Annotated in this window: 13 protein-coding genes; 2 read left to right on the top strand and 11 right to left on the bottom strand. The window is 60.5% G+C overall.

Annotation, left to right across the window (positions count from 1 at the left end; genetic code table 11):
- Positions 1-7 precede the first annotated feature (7 nt).
- Both BFC21_RS12130 and BFC21_RS12125 read left to right on the top strand, forming a co-directional pair.
- Entirely contained in the window at positions 8-970 is a 963-nt protein-coding gene (locus tag BFC21_RS12130) for a MucB/RseB C-terminal domain-containing protein (RefSeq protein WP_088377983.1), read from the top strand.
- A gap of 179 nt (positions 971-1149) precedes the next feature.
- Positions 1150-2571, top strand: a complete 1422-nt coding sequence (locus tag BFC21_RS12125; RefSeq protein WP_083369602.1) for a DegQ family serine endoprotease — start codon at positions 1150-1152, stop codon at positions 2569-2571.
- 139 nt (positions 2572-2710) lie between these two features.
- Here BFC21_RS12125 and BFC21_RS12120 read toward each other — a convergent pair whose 3' ends face one another.
- The 11 genes from BFC21_RS12120 to arcA all read right to left on the bottom strand — a co-directional run bounded on the left by BFC21_RS12120 (position 2711) and on the right by arcA (position 15805).
- Positions 2711-3199 (bottom strand): RDD family protein, encoded by a 489-nt coding sequence (locus BFC21_RS12120; protein ID WP_016782051.1) that lies wholly within the window; start codon positions 3197-3199, stop codon positions 2711-2713.
- Positions 3200-3293: 94 nt separating this feature from the next.
- Positions 3294-3506, bottom strand: a complete 213-nt coding sequence (locus tag BFC21_RS12115) for a cold-shock protein (RefSeq protein WP_016782052.1) — start codon at positions 3504-3506, stop codon at positions 3294-3296.
- A gap of 376 nt (positions 3507-3882) precedes the next feature.
- Positions 3883-5007 carry a glycine cleavage system aminomethyltransferase GcvT gene (gene gcvT / locus BFC21_RS12110; RefSeq protein ID WP_120266171.1) on the bottom strand — a complete coding sequence of 375 codons (1125 nt, stop codon included), beginning with the start codon at positions 5005-5007 and terminating at the stop codon, positions 3883-3885.
- 17 nt (positions 5008-5024) lie between these two features.
- Positions 5025-6401 carry an L-serine ammonia-lyase gene (locus BFC21_RS12105; protein ID WP_120266170.1) on the bottom strand — a complete coding sequence of 459 codons (1377 nt, stop codon included), beginning with the start codon at positions 6399-6401 and terminating at the stop codon, positions 5025-5027.
- A 153-nt stretch (positions 6402-6554) separates the two neighbouring features.
- Positions 6555-9413 (bottom strand): aminomethyl-transferring glycine dehydrogenase, encoded by a 2859-nt coding sequence (gene gcvP, locus BFC21_RS12100; protein ID WP_120266169.1) that lies wholly within the window; start codon positions 9411-9413, stop codon positions 6555-6557.
- Between the two features lie 10 nt (positions 9414-9423).
- Positions 9424-9807 carry a glycine cleavage system protein GcvH gene (gcvH, locus tag BFC21_RS12095; protein WP_016782056.1) on the bottom strand — a complete coding sequence of 128 codons (384 nt, stop codon included), beginning with the start codon at positions 9805-9807 and terminating at the stop codon, positions 9424-9426.
- 456 nt (positions 9808-10263) lie between these two features.
- The gene (locus tag BFC21_RS12090; protein ID WP_095004629.1) at positions 10264-11772 is read right to left on the bottom strand and encodes a sigma-54-dependent transcriptional regulator; all 1509 of its coding nucleotides are present in this window, start codon (positions 11770-11772) and stop codon (positions 10264-10266) included.
- 184 nt (positions 11773-11956) lie between these two features.
- On the bottom strand, positions 11957-12316 hold the full coding sequence (locus BFC21_RS12085; protein ID WP_088377979.1) for a DUF5064 family protein: 360 nt from the start codon (positions 12314-12316) through the stop codon (positions 11957-11959).
- A gap of 55 nt (positions 12317-12371) precedes the next feature.
- A complete protein-coding gene (arcC, locus tag BFC21_RS12080; RefSeq protein WP_016782058.1) occupies positions 12372-13301 on the bottom strand; it encodes a carbamate kinase in 930 nt (309 codons plus the stop codon).
- 158 nt (positions 13302-13459) lie between these two features.
- Entirely contained in the window at positions 13460-14470 is a 1011-nt protein-coding gene (locus tag BFC21_RS12070) for an ornithine carbamoyltransferase (RefSeq protein ID WP_088377978.1), read from the bottom strand.
- Positions 14471-14548: 78 nt separating this feature from the next.
- Positions 14549-15805 carry an arginine deiminase gene (arcA, locus tag BFC21_RS12065; protein ID WP_088377977.1) on the bottom strand — a complete coding sequence of 419 codons (1257 nt, stop codon included), beginning with the start codon at positions 15803-15805 and terminating at the stop codon, positions 14549-14551.
- Positions 15806-15831: the final 26 nt, after the last annotated feature.

Raw genomic sequence — 15831 nt, 5'->3', positions numbered from 1 at the left:
GACCATCATGCGCGTCCTACCCTTGCTACCTCTTCTGCTCAGTGGCTGGTTTGTTGTACCTGCCCACGCCGATGAAGCCCAGGACTGGCTCAAACGTCTTGGGCAGGCCGAGCAACAGCACAGCTATCAAGGCACCTTCGTTTACGAGCGCAACGGTAGTTTTTCTACCCACAGCATCTGGCACCGGGTGCAGGACGGCAAGGTTCGTGAGCGGTTGATGCAACTCGATGGCCCGGCACAAGAGGTGATTCGAGCAGACGGACGCACGGAATGCGTCACTGGCAAGCTGGCCTCGGGCCTGGGCGATGTCTCCGCTGTCGCGGCGCGGCAGTTCGATGTGCAAAAGCTCAATGACCTGTATGCCGTGGCAATGGAAGGCAACTCCAGGGTTGCCGGTCGCCCGGTCGCGGTTATCTCGCTGGCCCCGCGTGACCAGCATCGCTACGGGTTTGAACTGTATCTGGACCGGGAAACCGGTTTGCCTCTCAAGTCCTTGTTGCTCAATGACAAGGGGCAGTTGCTTGAACGCTATCAGTTCACCAGCCTGGCCACCACGCCACCTGATGACAGCCAGCTCAGCCCTGCCGGGCAGTGCCGGCCTGTTGCCCGGGCTGACGCCGAGGCTGAGCAGGGCAGTGCAACCCAGGCCTGGCATTCCGACTGGTTGCCTTCCGGGTTCGAGCAAGTCAGCAGCACGGTACACCGTGACCCGCGCACCAAGGCCGAAGTCACCAGCCTGCTGTATGACGACGGGCTGACGCGCTTCTCCGTGTTTATCGAGCCGTTGCAGGGTGCTGCGGTGCCTGATGCGCGTGTCCAGTTGGGGCCAACCGCCGCCGTGACGCGACACTTGAGTACACCTCAGGGCGACATGATGGCCACTGTGGTGGGTGAAATACCGATGGGGACTGCAGAGCGCATTGCACTTTCGATGCGTGTGGGCAAAGACGACGCTCAGGCCAAACCATAGGGTTGCACCGACATGGCGGGTGACAATTTTCGATTTGCCATTTTTTTGTCTTTTTATAAAGGTCAGGGCCCTCAAGGGCTCTGGCCTTGTTTGTTTTCCGGGGCCTGAAAAACGGTCTATGCTTTGGACTTGTTTTTTGGTGCCTGTCGCTTAACTCAGCTGTTATTAACGGGAGCTGTATGTCGATGCCTCGATTGAAATCTTATCTACCCATTTTTGCAGCCGTGCTGATGCTCGGGCAGGCAGTGCCGGTCATGGCTGAAGCGCAGTTACCTGACTTCACCCAGTTGGTCGAACAAGCCTCACCGGCCGTGGTGAATATCAGTACCACGCAAAAATTGCCGGAACGTCGGGTCTCCAGCATGGGCCAGATGCCCGACCTCGAAGGCCTGCCGCCGGGGCTGCGCGAGTTCTTTGAACGCAGCATGCCACCCGCCGGCAAAGGCGGCCGTCAGCGCGAGGCGCAGTCCCTGGGCTCGGGCTTTATCATCTCTCCCGACGGTTACATCCTGACCAACAACCATGTAGTTGCAGATGCCGATGAAATCATCGTGCGCCTGTCCGACCGCAGCGAAATGAAAGCCAAACTGGTGGGCACCGACCCGCGCTCCGATGTGGCTTTGCTGAAAATCGAAGGCAAGAACCTGCCCGTGCTGAAGCTGGGCAAGTCCCAGGACCTCAAGGCCGGCCAGTGGGTAGTTGCCATTGGTTCGCCATTTGGCTTTGACCACACCGTGACCCAGGGCATCATCAGCGCGATGGGCCGTAGCCTGCCCAATGAAAGCTATGTGCCGTTTATCCAGACTGACGTGCCGATCAACCCGGGCAACTCGGGTGGACCGCTGTTCAACCTGGCGGGTGAAGTGGTGGGGATCAACTCGCAGATCTACACCCGTTCGGGCGGCTTTATGGGCGTTTCCTTCGCGATCCCTATCGATGTGGCGATGGACGTGGCCAACCAGCTCAAGGCCGGTGGCAAGGTTAGCCGTGGCTGGTTGGGTGTGGTGATCCAGGAGGTCAACAAGGACCTGGCCGAATCCTTCGGCCTGGAAAAACCTGCAGGTGCCCTGGTGGCCCAGGTACTGGATAACGGCCCGGCGGCCAAAGGCGGCCTGCAAGTGGGCGATGTGATCCTGAGCATGAATGGTCAGCCGATCGTGATGTCGGCGGATTTGCCCCATCTGGTGGGCGCACTCAAGGCCGGCAGCAAGGCGACCCTTGAAGTGATTCGTGACGGCAAGCGCAAAAACCTCGACCTGACCGTTGGCGCCATCCCTGATGACGCGAAAGACATTGCTTCGGGTAACGGCGCTGAGCAAAGCAGCAACCGCCTGGGCGTGTCCGTGGCAGACCTGAGCGAAGAGCAGAAGAAAGCCAACGACATCAAGGGTGGCGTGATCATCACTGATGTACAGGACGGCCCTGCGGCCCTGATCGGCCTGCAGCCTGGTGACGTGATTACTCATTTGAACAACCAGGCCATCAGCAATGGCAAGGAGTTCACTGAAATCGCCAAGGCATTGCCGAAGAACCGTTCGGTGTCGATGCGGGTTCTGCGCCAGGGGCGTGCCAGCTTCATTACCTTCAAGCTGGCGGAGTAAGCCGCACACCCGGGTGGGAGGGGGTTCGCTCGCGATGCAGGCAGCGCGGTTTTTCAGTTGAACCGCGCCGATGCCATCGCGGGCAAGCCCGCTCCCACAAGGGCAATAAAAAACCCGTATCGTGAGATACGGGTTTTTTTTATTTCTTCTGTTTGGGGATGCGCACCAACTGCGTGTTGGAATACATGTCATGCCAGGTGCGGTTTTGCTTGTCGAAGATCGACCAGATAAAGCCCAGCCCCAGGCACAACCACGAGCCGATGGACACGATAAACCGTAGCAGGGCCTGCCACAGGCTGATGGCCGTACCGTCGGCGTTCTGCACGCGAACCCCCCATACCTGCATGCCCAGGGTTTGCCCGGAATGGGTCCAGAATTTGGCAAAGAACCCGAACAGCACAAAAAACAGGATGGTCGACAACAGCGGGTCACCATCCAGGGCGCCTGCCTCAGACAGCTCGCGCATTTTGGCTTCGCCGATAAAGCTCATCATGATCAGCTTGTAGATAAAGGTAGTGACGATCAGCAGGGCGGTACACAGCAGAAAGTCATAAAACATGGCTGCCAGGCGGCGCCCCAGGCCAACGGCGGGAAAGTCGCCTTGCGGGCTAAGCGGTTGTTTCGACATGGCAGGGTCTCGTCAAGGAAAACCGCCATCTTACGGAATAAAGGACATAAAAAAGCCTCTGATGTCACCATCAGAGGCTTTTTGTGTACGAGATTTAAGCTTCTGCTTGAACTTCGTCAGCCTGCAGGCCTTTTTGGCCCTGTACCGAGATGAAGGTCACTTTCTGGCCTTCCTTCAGGCTTTTGAAGCCGTTGCCCTGGATGGCACGGAAGTGCACAAACAGGTCCGGACCGCTTTCAGGGGTGATGAAACCAAACCCCTTCTCGTCGTTGAACCACTTGACCGTACCGCTCTGACGTTGTGACATTTCTTAATTCCTTGACGCTAACAATTAATGACAGTCTCTCTCACAGGAAAGAGTACTGGTGCTGGGTTGCAGGAAAGTAAGAGACGCAGAACGGGTGTAGCAAACTTAGAGCTACTGCCCAGGTCACGATTCCAGCGACCCATGCAAACACAGTGGGCAAACTCTACGAAACTGCAATTAAAAAAACAAGCCCCTTAAATACGACGTGCGCAGGCGATTTTTTAATGCGCTTAAGGCAGTGGCAAAGAACCTGACGTTATAGAAGTGTTCAATTATTTTCGCGTATTAAAGACTGTTTTCACTATCGAAAGTTTGCCCTGTTATGTGGCAGTTGCATGGCCGCCTGCACCGTGAACATGCAACTGCACAGTTGAAGTTAGCCTCTGTAATAACGTTGTGCGACAAATGGCATCTTCGACACTTTCATTGGCACGCGCTTGCCCCGCACGATGGCCCACACTTCAGTGTCCACAGGGGTGAATGCCAGATCCAGATAACCCATCGCCAAAGGCGCGCCCAACGTCGGACCAAAGCCGCCGCTGCAGACGGTACCGATCACGCTGCCGTCGGCGTCGACGATTTCTGCGCCTTCACGCACCGGTGTGCGTTCCTGGGGCAACAGGCCGACGCGTTTGCGCGCCACGCCGTTTTGCTGTTGGGCAAAGATGTTTTCGGCACCCGGGAAACCACCCGCCCGCGGGCCGTCAGCACGACGGGCCTTGGAGATGGCCCAGAGCAGGCTGGCTTCGATTGGCGTGGTGGTGTCGTTCATGTCGTGGCCGTAGAGGCACAGACCGGCTTCCAGGCGCAGCGAGTCTCGTGCGCCGAGGCCGATGGCCTGCACTTCGGGCTCGGCCAGCAGGCGGCGGGCCAGTTCTTCGGCGCGTTCGGCGGGTACTGAAATCTCAAAGCCGTCCTCACCGGTGTAGCCCGAGCGGCTGACATAGCAGTGCGCGCCCAGCAGGGTCACCGGGGCAAACTGCATAAAGGTCATGTTGGCCACTTGCGGTGCCAGGCGTTGCAGCACGTTGACCGCAGCCGGGCCTTGCAGGGCGAGCAGGGCGCGTTCTTCAAACAGCGGCTGGATCTGGCAGTGGGCACCCAGGTGCTTGCGCAGGTGGGCCAGGTCCTGGTCCTTGCAGGCGGCGTTGACCACCAGGAACAGCTCGTCATTGCCCAGATTGGCGACCATCAGGTCATCGAGGATGCCGCCCTGCTCATTGGTGAACATGGCATAGCGTTGCATGCCCACCGGCAGGTCGATGATATCCACCGGCACCAGCGCTTCCAGGGCCTTGGCCGCGTCGGCGCCGGTCAGGCGGATCTGGCCCATGTGCGATACATCGAACAGGCCGGCTTGTTCACGGGTGTGCTGGTGCTCTTTCATCACCCCCAGCGGGTACTGCACCGGCATGTCATAGCCGGCAAACGGCACCATGCGCGCGCCCAGTTCAAGGTGCAGTGCGTGCAGCGGGGTTTTAAGCAGTTGTTCGGTGGACATTCGAGACTCCTTGAAAATCAGCACTCAATAATGTTGACAGCAAGACCGCCGCGGGCGGTCTCCTTGTATTTGCTTTTCATGTCGGCGCCGGTCTGGCGCATGGTGCGGATCACCTTGTCCAGTGAGACAAAGTGCTGGCCGTCGCCACGCAGGGCCATGCGCACGGCGTTGATGGCCTTGACCGAGCCCATTGCGTTGCGCTCGATGCACGGTACCTGGACGAGGCCGCCAATCGGGTCGCAGGTCAGGCCGAGGTTGTGTTCCATGCCGATCTCGGCGGCGTTTTCGACCTGCTGAACGCTGCCGCCCAGCACCTCGCACAACGCGCCGGCGGCCATCGAACAGGCCACGCCGACCTCACCCTGGCAGCCGACTTCGGCACCGGAGATCGAGGCGTTTTCCTTGTACAGAATGCCGATGGCGGCGGCGGTGAGCAGAAACCGCACCACGCCGTCCTCATTGGCGCCGCCGATAAAGCGCATGTAGTAATGCAACACGGCCGGGATAATTCCTGCCGCCCCATTGGTCGGTGCCGTGACCACACGCCCGCCGTTGGCGTTTTCTTCGTTGACCGCCAGTGCGTACAGGTTGACCCAGTCGAGGACCGACAGCGCATCGCGCAGCGAGGCCTCAGGGTTGCTGCACAGCTGGCGGTGCAGTGCCGGGGCGCGACGCTTGACCTTCAGGCCGCCGGGCAAAATGCCCTCGTTGCGACAGCCCGCACTCACGCAGTCCTGCATCACCTGCCAGATGTTCAGCAGGCCGCTGCGGGTTTCGGCCTCGGGGCGCCAGGCGCTTTCGTTGGCCATCATCACTTCGCTGATCGACAGGTGATGGGTGACGCATTGGCGCAACAGGTCCTTGGCGGTTTTGAACGGGTACTTCAGCACGGTGCTGTCTTCGACGATGCGGTCGGCGCCTGCCGCGCCTTCATCCACCACAAAGCCGCCGCCGATCGAGTAGTACTCGCGGCTGCGGATCTGAATGCCGGCGGCGTCCAGAGCCCGGAAAATCATGCCGTTGGGGTGGTAGGGCAGGGGTTTGCGAATCATCGCCAGGTGCGATTTTTCGATGAAATCGATGGGGTGTTCGCCCAGCAGGTTCAGGCGCCCGCTGCTGCGAATCGCGGCCAGTCGCTCGGCCACGGTTTCGGTGTTGACGGTGTCCGGGTGCTCGCCTTCAAGCCCCAGCAAAACGGCCTTGTCGCTGCCGTGGCCTTTGCCGGTGTCGCCGAGGGAGCCATAGAGTTCAACTTTTACGCAGGCTGTGGCTTGCAGCAGCTCATCACGGCGCAGACCTTCGGCAAAACGCGCAGCAGCACGCATGGGGCCGACTGTATGGGAACTGGAGGGGCCGATGCCAATCTTGAACAGGTCGAACACGCTTAAAGACATGGGGTTCTCCGGTTTCTTATTGTGTGACGAATACTGCTATCCCTGTGGGAGCGGGCTTGCTCGCGATAGCATCACCGCGGTCCGGCTGCAATACCGCGTTGCCTGCATCGCGAGCAAGCCCGCTCCCACATCAGATCTCCATGACCCGGGTGCTTACGCCTCCTGATAGCTTTCGATCGACGGGCACGCGCACACCAGGTTGCGGTCGCCAAATACGTTGTCGACGCGACCGACCGGTGGCCAGTACTTGCCTTCGATCAAGGACGCTACCGGGTATACCGCCTGTTCGCGGCTGTACGGGTGGGTCCATTCGCCCACCATCTCGGCAGCGGTGTGCGGGGCGTTTTTCAGCGGGTTGTCTTCCTTGTCCAGGCCGCCGCTCTCAACTTCGCGGATCTCTTCACGGATGCAGATCATGGCGTCACAGAAGCGGTCCAGTTCCTCCTTGGACTCGCTTTCGGTCGGCTCGATCATCAGTGTGCCGGCCACCGGGAACGACATGGTCGGGGCGTGGAAGCCAAAATCGATCAGGCGCTTGGCCACGTCATCGACGCTGATGCCGCTGGTTTCCTTGAGCGGGCGCAGGTCGAGGATGCATTCGTGGGCCACCAGGCCATTGCTGCCCGAGTACAGCACCGGGTAATGCTCTTCTAGACGGCGGGCGATGTAGTTGGCGTTGAGGATGGCCAGCTGCGAGGCGCGCTTGAGGCCTTCGCCGCCCATCATGCGGATGTACATCCAGGTGATCGGCAGGATGCTGGCGCTGCCGAACGGCGCTGCGCACACCGCGCCTTCCTTGCGTTCCATTGCCGCGTGACCCGGCAGGAACGGCGTGAGGTGCGACTTGACGCCAATCGGGCCGACGCCCGGGCCGCCACCGCCGTGGGGGATGCAGAAGGTCTTGTGCAGGTTGAGGTGGGACACGTCGCCGCCGAACTTGCCCGGTGCGCACAGGCCCACCATCGCGTTCATGTTGGCGCCGTCGATGTACACCTGGCCGCCGTTGTCATGAATGATGCCGCAGATTTCGCGGATGCCTTCTTCGAACACGCCGTGGGTCGACGGGTAAGTGATCATCAACGCGGCAAGGTGGTCGCGATGCTCGATGGCCTTGGCGCGCAGGTCTTCAATATCCACGTTGCCGCGAGCGTCACAGGCAGTGACCACCACGCGCATGCCGGCCATGTTGGCGGTAGCCGGGTTGGTGCCGTGGGCTGAAGACGGGATCAGGCAGATATCGCGGCGCTCGTCGCCACGGCTATGGTGATAGGCACGAATGGCCAGCAAGCCGGCGTACTCGCCCTGGGAACCGGCGTTCGGTTGCAGGGAAATGGCGTCGTAACCGGTGGCCGCACACAGCATGGCTTCCAGCTCGGTGGTCAGTTGCTGGTAGCCCTGGCTCTGCTCGGCAGGCGCGAACGGGTGCAAGCTGCCGAATTCGGCCCAGGTGACCGGGATCATTTCGCTGGCGGCGTTGAGCTTCATGGTGCACGAGCCCAGCGGGATCATGGTGCGGTCCAGCGCCAGGTCCTTGTCGGCCAGCTTGCGCAGGTAGCGCATCAGCTCGGTTTCGGAGTGATAGCGGTTGAACACCGGGTGGCTGAGGATCGGCGACTGGCGCAGCAGGGCGGCGGGCAGGGTGCCCGTTACGCTGGCGGCCAGTGCGTCGAAGTCAGGCAGGGTCTGACCATCGGCGGCGAGCAATGCCCACAGCGCAGTGACGTCGGACTGGCTGCTGGTTTCATCCAGCGACAGGCCCAGGCGCTGGTTGTCGACGACACGCAGGTTGATCCGCTGAGCGTGCGCCTTGGCGTGCAGGGCGGCGGTAGTGTCGCCGGTGTTGAGGGTCAGGGTGTCGAAGAACTGCTCTTGCTCGACCTTCAGCCCCAGATCGCTCAGGCCCTGGGCCAGGATCGCGGTCAGCTGGTGAATGCGTCGGGCGATTTGGCTCAGGCCTTTGGGGCCGTGGTACACGGCGTACATGCTGGCGATGTTGGCCAGCAGCACTTGTGCGGTACAGATGTTGCTCGTGGCCTTCTCGCGGCGGATGTGTTGCTCGCGGGTTTGCATGGCCAGGCGCAGTGCCGGCTTGCCGTGACGGTCAACCGAGACACCGACCAAGCGGCCCGGCATGTCGCGCTTGAACGCGTCGCGGGTGGCGAAGTAGGCCGCGTGCGGGCCACCGAAGCCCAGTGGCACGCCAAAACGCTGGGCGCTGCCGATGGCCACGTCTGCGCCGAACTCGCCCGGCGGGGTCAGCAGGGTCAGGGCCAGCAGGTCGGCGGCTACGGCCACCAGTGCGTTGGCGGCATGGAAGCGCTCAACCAGTTCGCGATAGTCGAACACGTCACCGTTGCTCGCCGGGTATTGCAGCAGGGCGCCGAAGAAGGCCGATACGTCGCTCACTTCGCGCTCGTCGGCAACCACGACTTCAATGCCCAGTGGCTCGGCACGGGTGCGCAGCACGTCCAGGGTTTGCGGGTGACAGTGGCTGGAGGCGAAAAAGCGGTGGCTGGTTTTGTTCTTGCTCAGGCGTTTGCAGAAGGTCATGGCTTCGGCAGCGGCGGTGGCTTCGTCGAGCAGCGAGGCATTGGCGATCGGCAGGCCGCTGAGGTCGCTGATCAGGGTCTGGAAGTTAAGCAGCGCTTCGAGACGGCCCTGGGAGATTTCCGGCTGGTAGGGCGTGTAGGCGGTGTACCAGGCCGGGTTTTCCAGGAGGTTGCGCAGGATCGGCGAAGGCGTGTGGCAGTTGTAGTAACCCTGGCCGATATAGGTTTTGCACAGCTGGTTTTTGGCTGCGATGGCTTTGATCGAAGCCAGGGCGTCGGCTTCGCATTGCCCGGCGGGCAGGTTGAGCACGCTGGTGCCCTTGATGCTGTCCGGGATCACGCTGGCGCTGAGGCCTTCAAGGGAATCAAAGCCCAGAGTGGCGAGCATCGCCTGCTCATCGGCCTGGCGCGGGCCGATGTGGCGCGCGATAAATTCATTGGCAGTGCTGAGATTGATGGTCATGGTGGGCTTCTCAGTTGTCGTCTTGGGCTTTGATCAGGCGGTCGTAGGCGTCCTGATCGAGCAATTGGCCTACAGCGTTGGCATCGGCGGGCTTGAAGCGGAAGAACCAGCCTTGACCCAACGGGTCTTCGTTGACCAGCTCCGGGCTGCTGTCGAGCGCCGGGTTCACTTCGAGCACTTCACCGTCCAGGGGCATGTAGACGCCGCTGGCAGCCTTGACCGATTCGACAGTGGCGGCTTCTGCGCCCTTGTCGTAGGCCTGCAGCTCGGGCAGTTGCACAAACACCACATCACCCAGAGCGTTTTGCGCAAACGCGGTAATCCCCACGGTTACGCTGCCGTCGGCTTCGGTGCGCAGCCATTCGTGGTCTTCAGTAAAACGCAATTCGCTCATGGAAACTCCTCAGGGCCAGACATGTCTGGTGGTCACAGGTAAATGCTCGTGCAGATCGAGCTTATGCCGGAGTTCATTGCAAGATGGTTGCCAGTTTAAAAATATCGTTATTAATCAATGACTTGATCGGATGTCAAAGCGCTCGGGTAGAGGGTTGTGTAGCGAAATCGCTACAGTCTTTGCGGCATGAAAAAATCCAAGAGGATCAAAGCCTTGCGCAGCATGGCTGGAGAGGGCGTGTATCGAATTCGTTCCGGTGGAGTGAAATCGATACAAGGTTGGGCTGCCAATGAACGGGAGCACAAATTCCGTAGCAGCTGCCGAAGGCTGCGTTCGGCTGCGCAGCAGTCGTAAAATCAGCAATCGCGGTGTTTCATATGCACCGCAGATCCCGGTTTTACGACCGCTTCGCGCTCGAACGCAGCCTTCGGCAGCTGCTACAAGGTTTTGTATCCGTCATGCTTTGCCCGGAATACCGTATTTGCGCAGCCGATGGGCGATTGCCGTGTGGGAAGTCTGCAGGCGGCTGGCCAGTTGGCGCGTAGAGGGGTAGCTGACGTAGAGCTTTTCCAGCAGTGCCTTTTCGAAGGTTTCGACGGCGTGTTCCAGGGTTTCAATCTCACCGTCGCTTTGCCGGGCCACGGAGGTGCCGGCAATGTCCAGGTCGCCAATGTCGACCAGGGTGCTTTCACAGATAGCGGCCGCGCGAAAAATCACGTTTTGCAACTGGCGTACGTTGCCCGGCCAGCGATTGCCCAGCAGCGCCGGGTAGGTGCCCGGTGCCAGGCGGCACACCGGGCGCTGGATCTGGGTGCAGGCCTGCTGCATAAAGGCGCGGGCCAGCAGCAAAATATCCTGGCCGCGCTCGCGCAAGGGCGGCACTTCGATGTTGAGCACGTTCAGGCGGTAGAACAGGTCTTCGCGGAACGAACCTTCGTTGACCATTTTTTCGAGGTTGCGGTGCGTGGCGCTAAGGATGCGCACATTGACCTTGACCTCCCGCTCCCCGCCCACCCGGCGAAAGCTGCCGTCATTGAGGAAACGCAGCAGCTTGGCCTGCAGATAGGGCGACATTTCGGCGATTTCGTCGAGAAATACCGTGCCGTTGTTGGCCAGTTCCATCAACCCCGGCTTGCCGCCGCGTTGCGCGCCGGTAAAGGCACCGGGGGCATAGCCGAACAGTTCGCTTTCGGCCAGGTTCTCCGGGAGTGCCGCGCAGTTGAGGGCCAGGAACGGTGCGCCAAAACGGTCGCTGATGGCATGGCAGGCACGGGCCACCAGCTCTTTGCCGGTGCCGGTCTCGCCCTGGATCAGCAAGGGCGCATCCAGCGCCGCCACGCGCTGCGCACGGGCTTTTAGGGTGCGAATGGCAGGGGAATCACCCAGCAGGGCGTCAAAGCCTTCTGCGTGATCGTGGTGCAGTGCTGCCAGGCGCTCGCCGATGCGGCTGGGCTGGTACAGGGTCAGCAGGGCGCCGGCATCGGTGATCGGCGTGGCATCGAGCATCAGCGGATGGCCGTTGAGGGTCACTTCGCGCAGAGGCAGGCGAAAGCCGTTTTCCAGCAGCACGTCGAGCAGGCCGGGGTCGCTGAACAACTGGCCGATACTTTCGCCGGTCGGCTCGTGGCCGTACAGCGCCACCAGCGCCGGGTTGGCCAGCAGCACATGGCCCTCGCTGTCGAGCGCCAGTACCGGGTCGGTCATGGCGGCGAGCAGGGCGTCCAGCTGCAGGTGGCGGCGCTGGCCGGGGAGGATATCGACCACCGTTACCGCTTGCACGCCGTGGACGCCGAAGAGCGCCTCGCGCAGCTCGTCGAGTACTTGCGGGCTGAGGGTGGGCGCGTCGATGTAGACGTTGGGCGGGACCATTTCCACCGCATCCAGATTGAGGTTACGTCCGCCCAGCAACGCCAGGACTTCCTGGGTGATGCCAACACGGTCGATAAAACTGACATGGATACGCATGGGAACGGCAAACATTTATGGCCAGCAGGGATGGCCAGTATGCCTTGGTGGGGGGGATAGGTGAAATTCCGTGGGAGCGGGCTTGCTCGCGATGGCATCACCCCGGTGCATCAAATCAATCGAGGTGTTTGCATCGCGGGCAAGCCCGCTCCCACAAAAGTGCAGCCATCAGCCAGTGGCTGAATCAGTCCAGATGGTCGAGCTTGATCGGGTCGCCCGGCTTGTGGTTGAGCTGGGCCATCACGTCGGCGAACATCTTGTCGTAGTAACCGTGCATCGAGCGGATGTCAGCGGTTTTTGGAATGCCATGTTTCACGGCAATCTGGAATGCATCATGGGCAAAGTTGTAGGCCATGTCCTTGGGCAGCGTGAAGGACTCCTTGAACGCCTTCTGGTTGATCTGACCGTGCATGTCGAACTGCATCGACTTGCCTTCCTTGGGATCCTGAACGACCTGGTAATCGATCTTGATGTCATACCCAAAGTCGCTCGGTTGCAGCGGTTCGCGGTGGATATGCAGGTGACCGGGTTCGAACGAGGCCATAGGGTACTCCTTGGTGCAATGGGAAAAGGGCAGGCCCCGAGGCCTGCCCCGGGGTTCAGAAGTAGGTGATACCCGGTTTTTCGGTGCTGACCCGAGTACCGGCCTTACCTTGAACGATTGCTTCGATATCCGCCAGTGCGCCGATCACTGCGGTCTTGCCGGTTTTACGCGCAAACTCGCAAGCAGCTTCAACTTTAGGGCCCATCGAGCCCGAGGCAAAGCCGAGTTTTTCCAGCTCGTCCGGGTGGGCATGGGAGATGCCTTTCTGGGTTGGTTTGCCCCAGTCGATAAACGCCGCATTCACGTCAGTGGCGATCACCAGCAGGTCGCTGTCCAGCTGCTGGGCCAGCAGCGAGGACGCCAGGTCCTTGTCGATCACCGCTTCAATGCCGCGCAGCTTGCCGTCTTCGCCATACATGGTGGGGATGCCGCCACCGCCGGCGCAGATCACGATGGTGCCTTTTTCCAGCAGCCATTTGATCGGGCGAATTTCGAAGATGCGCTTGGGTTTCGGGCTAGGCACCACGCGGCGGAACTTGTCGCCGTCCGGAGCAATGCTCCAGCCTTTTTCGGCGGCCAGGCTCTTGGCTTCGCTTTCGGTGTAGACCGGGCCGATCGGCTTGGTCGGCTTCTGGAAGGCCGGGTCCTTGGGATCGACTTCAACCTGGGTCAGCAGGGTGGCAAACGCGGCTTCCTGTGGCAGCAGGTTGCCCAGTTCCTGTTCGATCATGTAGCCGATCATGCCTTCGGTTTCAGCACCGAGCACATCCAGCGGGTAAGGGGCGACGGCCGTGTAGGCGGCGGCTTGCAGGGACAGCAGGCCGACTTGCGGGCCGTTACCGTGGGCCACGACCAGTTCGTTGCCGTGGGCAATGCGGGCGATTTGGGCGGTAGCGGTCTGGATGTTTTCGCGCTGGTTCTCGGCGGTCATGGGCTGGCCGCGACGCAAGAGGGCGTTACCGCCCAGTGCAACGACGATACGCATAGAAGATGTCCTTTTAAAAGTGTGGGAGCCGCATGGGTGGGAGCGGGCTTGCCCGCGATGCAAACACCTCGATTGATCTGATGCACCGAGGTGATGCCATCGCGGGCAAGCCCGCTCCCACAGTAGCCATGCGTGTGCATGACTACTGTGGGCCAGGCTTAGATATCAGCCAGTGCCGCGACCAGAATCGCCTTGATGGTGTGCATGCGGTTTTCAGCTTGCTCAAAGGCGATGTTGACTGGGGACTCGAACACTTCCTCGGTCACTTCGATGCCGTTTTTCAGGTTTGGATGGTGCTCGGCCACGTCCTTGCCGACTTTGGTTTCACAGTTGTGGAACGCCGGCAGGCAGTGCATGAACTTCACGCGTGGGTTTTCTGCTGCCTTGATCATGTCGCTGTTGACCTGGTACGGCAGCAGCAGTTTGATGCGCTCGTTCCAGGCTTCAACCGGCTCGCCCATCGATACCCAAACGTCGGTGTGGATAAAGTCCACGCCTTTGACCGCAGCTTTCGGGTCTTCGGTCAGGGTGATCTTGGCGCCGCTTTCCTTGGCGAATTCCTGGCACTGCTTAACGAACGACTCTTCTGGCCACAGGCTTTTCGGTGCGCCGATACGCACGTCCATGCCCAGTTTGGCGCCGATCAGCAGCAGCGAGTTACCCATGTTGTTGCGGGCATCGCCCAGGTACGCGTAGCTGATGTTGTGCAGCGGCTTGTCGCTGTGTTCGCGCATGGTCAGCACGTCGGCGATCATTTGCGTCGGGTGGAACTCAGCGGTCAGGCCGTTGAATACCGGAACACCGGCGTACTTGGCCAGCTCTTCGACAACGGCCTGCTCAAAGCCACGGTATTCGATGGCGTCAAACATGCGGCCCAGAACGCGGGCGGTGTCTTTCATGCTTTCTTTGTGACCGATCTGCGAAGAAACCGGGTCGATATAGGTGACGTGCGCGCCCTGGTCGTGGGCGGCCACTTCGAATGCACAACGGGTACGGGTCGAGGTTTTTTCGAAAATCAGCGCAATGTTTTTGCCTTTCAAGTGCGGCTCTTCAGTACCGGTGTACTTGGCGCGCTTGAGATCGCGGGACAGATCGAGCAGGAAGTGCAACTCACGAGGCGTGTGGTGCATCAGGCTCAAAAGGCTGCGGTTTTTCATGTTAAAAGCCATGGTGATCTCCTTGGTTTCGGGTTAACCGGCTTGCACCGGCCCCTTGTAGGGGCCAGGGCAAGCAATCAAATGGGTGGATTAATAGTCGACAGGGTCACGCACGATCGGGCAGGTCATGCAGTGACCGCCGCCACGGCCGCGGCCCAGTTCGGAGGCGCTGATGGTGATGACTTCAACGCCAGCCTTGCGCAGCAGGGTGTTGGTGTAGGTGTTGCGGTCGTAACCGATCACGACGCCAGGCTCCAGAGCCACCACGTTGTTACCGTCATCCCACTGCTCGCGTTCTGCCGCGAACGAGTTGCCGCCAGTTTCGACGACACGCAGTTTTTTCACGCCCAGGGCCTTGGCTACCACGTCGAGGAAGTGGCCTTCCTCGCGTCGTACGTCCACGCCGCCTTGTTTCTTGTCGTCCGGGTATACCGAGAACGCAACGATCTGGTTCACGACTTCCGGGAAGATGGTCACCAGGTCGCGGTCGCAGAAGCTGAACACGGTGTCCAGGTGCATCGCGGCGCGGGACTTGGGCATACCGGCCACGATCACGCGCTCGACGGCGCCGTTTTTGAACAGGTTTTGCGCCAGTTGGCCGATGGCCTGGCGCGAAGTGCGCTCGCCCATACCGATCAGGACCACGCCGTTGCCGATTGGCATTACGTCGCCGCCTTCAAGGCTGGCGTTGCCGTGGTCCACCGTCGGGTCGCCGTACCAGATCTGGAAGTCGGCGTTGGTGAACTCGGGGTGGAACTTGTAGATCGCAGTGGTCAGCAGGGTTTCCTGGCGACGCGCCGGCCAGTACATCGGGTTCAGTGTCACGCCACCGTAGATCCAGCAAGTGGTGTCACGGGTGAACTGGGTGTTGGGCAGCGGTGGCAGGATAAAGCTGGTGTGACCGAGGAAGTCACGGAACATCTGGATGGTCTTGCCACCAAAGCTGTCCGGCAGGTCGTCTGCCGACACGCCGCCGATCAGGTACTCGGCAATTTGGCGTGGTTCAAGGCTTTTGAGCCAGGATTTGACTTCGTTGACCAGGCCCACACCCACCTGATTGGGGGTCACTTTGTGGTCCAGGATCCAGTCCAGGGCTTCTGGAATGGCAACGATATCGGTCAGCAGGTTGTGCATTTCCAGCACATCGATGCCGCGGTCGCGCATTTTGGTCACGAAGTCGAAGTGATCACGCTTGGCCTGGTTGACCCACAGCACGTCATCGAACAGCAGCTCATCGCAGTTGCTTGGGGTCAGGCGCTGGTGAGCCAGGCCTGGGGAACACACCATAACCTTATGCAGCTTACCGGCTTCGGAATGCACGCCGTATTTCACTTTTTCCGTGGTCATTACAGTCATCCTCCAAAGTACACAAA

This window comes from Pseudomonas sp. TMW 2.1634 (assembly GCF_001703595.1).
Lineage (GTDB): Bacteria > Pseudomonadota > Gammaproteobacteria > Pseudomonadales > Pseudomonadaceae > Aquipseudomonas > Aquipseudomonas fragi.
This window is presented reverse-complemented; position numbering and strand designations above follow the sequence as displayed.